The organism is Pandoraea morbifera (genome assembly GCF_902459575.1).
Lineage (GTDB): Bacteria > Pseudomonadota > Gammaproteobacteria > Burkholderiales > Burkholderiaceae > Pandoraea > Pandoraea morbifera.
The window spans coordinates 1-2,243 of sequence record NZ_CABPSD010000034.1; the positions used below are offsets into that span (position 1 = coordinate 1).

At 54.7% G+C, this 2,243-nt stretch carries 4 protein-coding genes; 1 reads left to right on the forward strand and 3 read right to left on the reverse strand.

Going from position 1 to position 2,243, the window contains the following annotated elements:
* The first annotated feature begins 81 nt into the window (after positions 1–81).
* The gene (locus PMO31116_RS23455) at positions 82–585 is read left to right on the forward strand and encodes a DUF2514 family protein (RefSeq protein WP_150568805.1); all 504 of its coding nucleotides are present in this window, start codon (positions 82–84) and stop codon (positions 583–585) included.
* Between the two features lie 36 nt (positions 586–621).
* Here the strand turns inward: PMO31116_RS23455 and PMO31116_RS23460 are convergent, their stop codons facing one another.
* From PMO31116_RS23460 to PMO31116_RS23470, 3 genes are all read right to left on the reverse strand, one after another.
* Positions 622–921 carry a hypothetical protein gene (locus tag PMO31116_RS23460; protein ID WP_174971779.1) on the reverse strand — a complete coding sequence of 100 codons (300 nt, stop codon included), beginning with the start codon at positions 919–921 and terminating at the stop codon, positions 622–624.
* An 89-nt stretch (positions 922–1,010) separates the two neighbouring features.
* Entirely contained in the window at positions 1,011–1,445 is a 435-nt protein-coding gene (locus tag PMO31116_RS23465) for a hypothetical protein (protein ID WP_150568806.1), read from the reverse strand.
* Between the two features lie 411 nt (positions 1,446–1,856).
* Positions 1,857–2,168, reverse strand: a complete 312-nt coding sequence (locus tag PMO31116_RS23470) for a helix-turn-helix domain-containing protein (RefSeq protein WP_150568807.1) — start codon at positions 2,166–2,168, stop codon at positions 1,857–1,859.
* Between the last annotated feature and the right edge of the window lie 75 nt (positions 2,169–2,243).

A 2,243-nucleotide genomic window follows, 5' to 3' on the forward strand; every position in this document is an offset into this window, starting at 1 on the left:
CCTGCCTGGTGCCGGCTATGGTCAGGTGGAGCACCAGCTCGAGCCGCTGCTGCGGCAATACGTGAAAGCCGGAGGTGCAATGTGACGTGGTTTGATCCTCGCGTGTGGGGCGGACTATTGCTTGCTGTGGTGCTGGCAGCCGGCGGCGGTTATTGGAAGGGACACCACGATGCTGACCAGTCGGCAACGGTCGCCAGTCAAGCGAAGCAAATCAAAGACCTGACCGCTTCCAACAACCTCTATCGCCAGACGACGACAACGCTGGCCGGGATCTCGATCGATGCGAAAAAATCTGCTGACACTGCGAGCGCTGCGGCTCGCGCCTCTGACGCTGCTTATGACCGGATGCGCAAGCAGCTTACCGAATATACCGCTGCCGCGCGACATTCCGCCGCTTCCAGCGGAGGCTCGCCAGCCGGTGGGGGAGCAGATCCCCTTGATTTGCTCGCAGGGCTGTTCAGCCGGGCTGACCAAGCTGCGGGAGACCTCGCTAAATTCGCTGACGCTGCGCACATCGCCGGCCTCGCCTGCGAGCGCAGCTACGACGCGCTGATGCAAAAAGATAACCAGAGCAATCAAAATTAAGAAAAAGCTCGTATTTGTTATCTTTGGCGGCACATCTCAACGCGGAGACGTGCCGGGAATCTTCGGCAGTTCTCCTCGTGATTCGCGGTTTTCCCCGAGCGCTGACTTCAGCCATTCAAGCGCGATGAGGGTGCCGCCGACTTCGTCACGCCACGCCTGGTGGATGATGACGTACAGCGACTCTACCCGCTGAAGCACATCCTCTTTGCGTCGAACCTGCTCCCGCCGGAAGACCAGTTCTTCGAGAGCCTGCCGCACGCCCGGATCCTTGTTGGCGAGCCATAGGCTGCGCAACTGATCAATCGTCAGTTCGGGTTGACGCGGATGAAGCGGCACGGCTGCCTCCCTCGTGTTGCTGGTGACGGAGGTAAACTAGCACAAATACTGTATAAAAACACAGTTGCTCGTCATGCCCTGCTGATGTTCTATCGGCGTTTGTTTGACGAGGAAATGATGAGCGCGCCTATGATTATTGCAGCGCTTACCGGCAGCGATGCTATGCCAGCGATCAGAAGCCCGATGATGAAGATCGCCGCCACAATCGCGCCAGCGCCGAGAATCCAACTGGCGCCTTTCGATACGAGTAGACCAATAGGCAAGAGTATCAACTCCGATATGTCGAAAAGTCGCTCGCCAATGGATGCTCCGCGACTCTTCCCGTCGTTCCACAGCTTCCATGCTGCTCGGAATATGACGGGTACGAGTAATCCGAGAATCAAGAGCGCGCACATTATTGTGACCGCTGGCACCAGTCCAAATGTGGCTTCAAGAAAGTTGGCAAGGGCGAACGCAGCGAGAACCCCTGTCATAGTCAGGAAAAAAACGAATAGTGTCTTCCAGACTGATTCTCTTTTTGGCATGGGATTCTTTTAGATGAGTGTAGCTGGAAGAATACTATTCGCTTCGATACTCAGCGGCCGTTTAGTTGGCCACAGAGGTTGATGGTTATCATGGTGGTAGTGTGACCAGAACGTGTCCAAACTATACGTGAACCGCCCGAAATCCCTGTAAAACTACGATAACTTTCGTGCTGACCGGCGCTCGGCTATCGTTAAAAATCAAATGGTTACGTCAACGGGTCTCGGATAGCGTCGCACTCGAAATCCGGTATACGGTTATACCGTATCGTGGGTTCGAATCCCACCCTCTCCGCCAAGCAAACGATTAAGCCCTTGAATTTCAGGGGCTTTTTTGTTTTGTGCGCCAGTGACTTACAAAATGACTATCAAAGCATTGGCTGCTTCATATTCCAGAATTCGCGCGCTGCACTGTCAGTTTTTCTCCCCGATCATTTCCATTGCTTGGGACAAAAGACGCGCTTTGTCGTCGCCATCTAGCCGATGATACGCGACCAGCAGCTTGGCCTCTGAGTCATCTGAGGCAAAGAAGTGAGTCGTCGGAAGATTGAGGATGCCGGCGATACGCTCGACGATCGAGTAGTCGGGCGCGTGCTTGCCTCGCTCGTATTGATTCATGCGGGCGCTTGCGGACATCTCATCTACGCCTGCAAGGACTCCGAGCTTCTCCTGCGTCAAACCCGCAGCCTTCCTTGCTTCCTTTAGCCGTTTCGCGAATACCGACATGTAATGACCCACTGAAAACCTGCTCAGGTGTTAACCTTCGAGGACAAACACATGAGCATGAAGATGGAAGACGAG

What these genes read in the sequence shown, in the direction of transcription:
- PMO31116_RS23465 (WP_150568806.1), bottom strand. Translation starts at nt 1,445, where the DNA reads ATGCCAAAAAGAGAATCAGTCTGGAAGACACTATTCGTTTTTTTCCTG.
- PMO31116_RS23470 (WP_150568807.1), bottom strand. Translation starts at nt 2,168, where the DNA reads ATGTCGGTATTCGCGAAACGGCTAAAGGAAGCAAGGAAGGCTGCGGGT.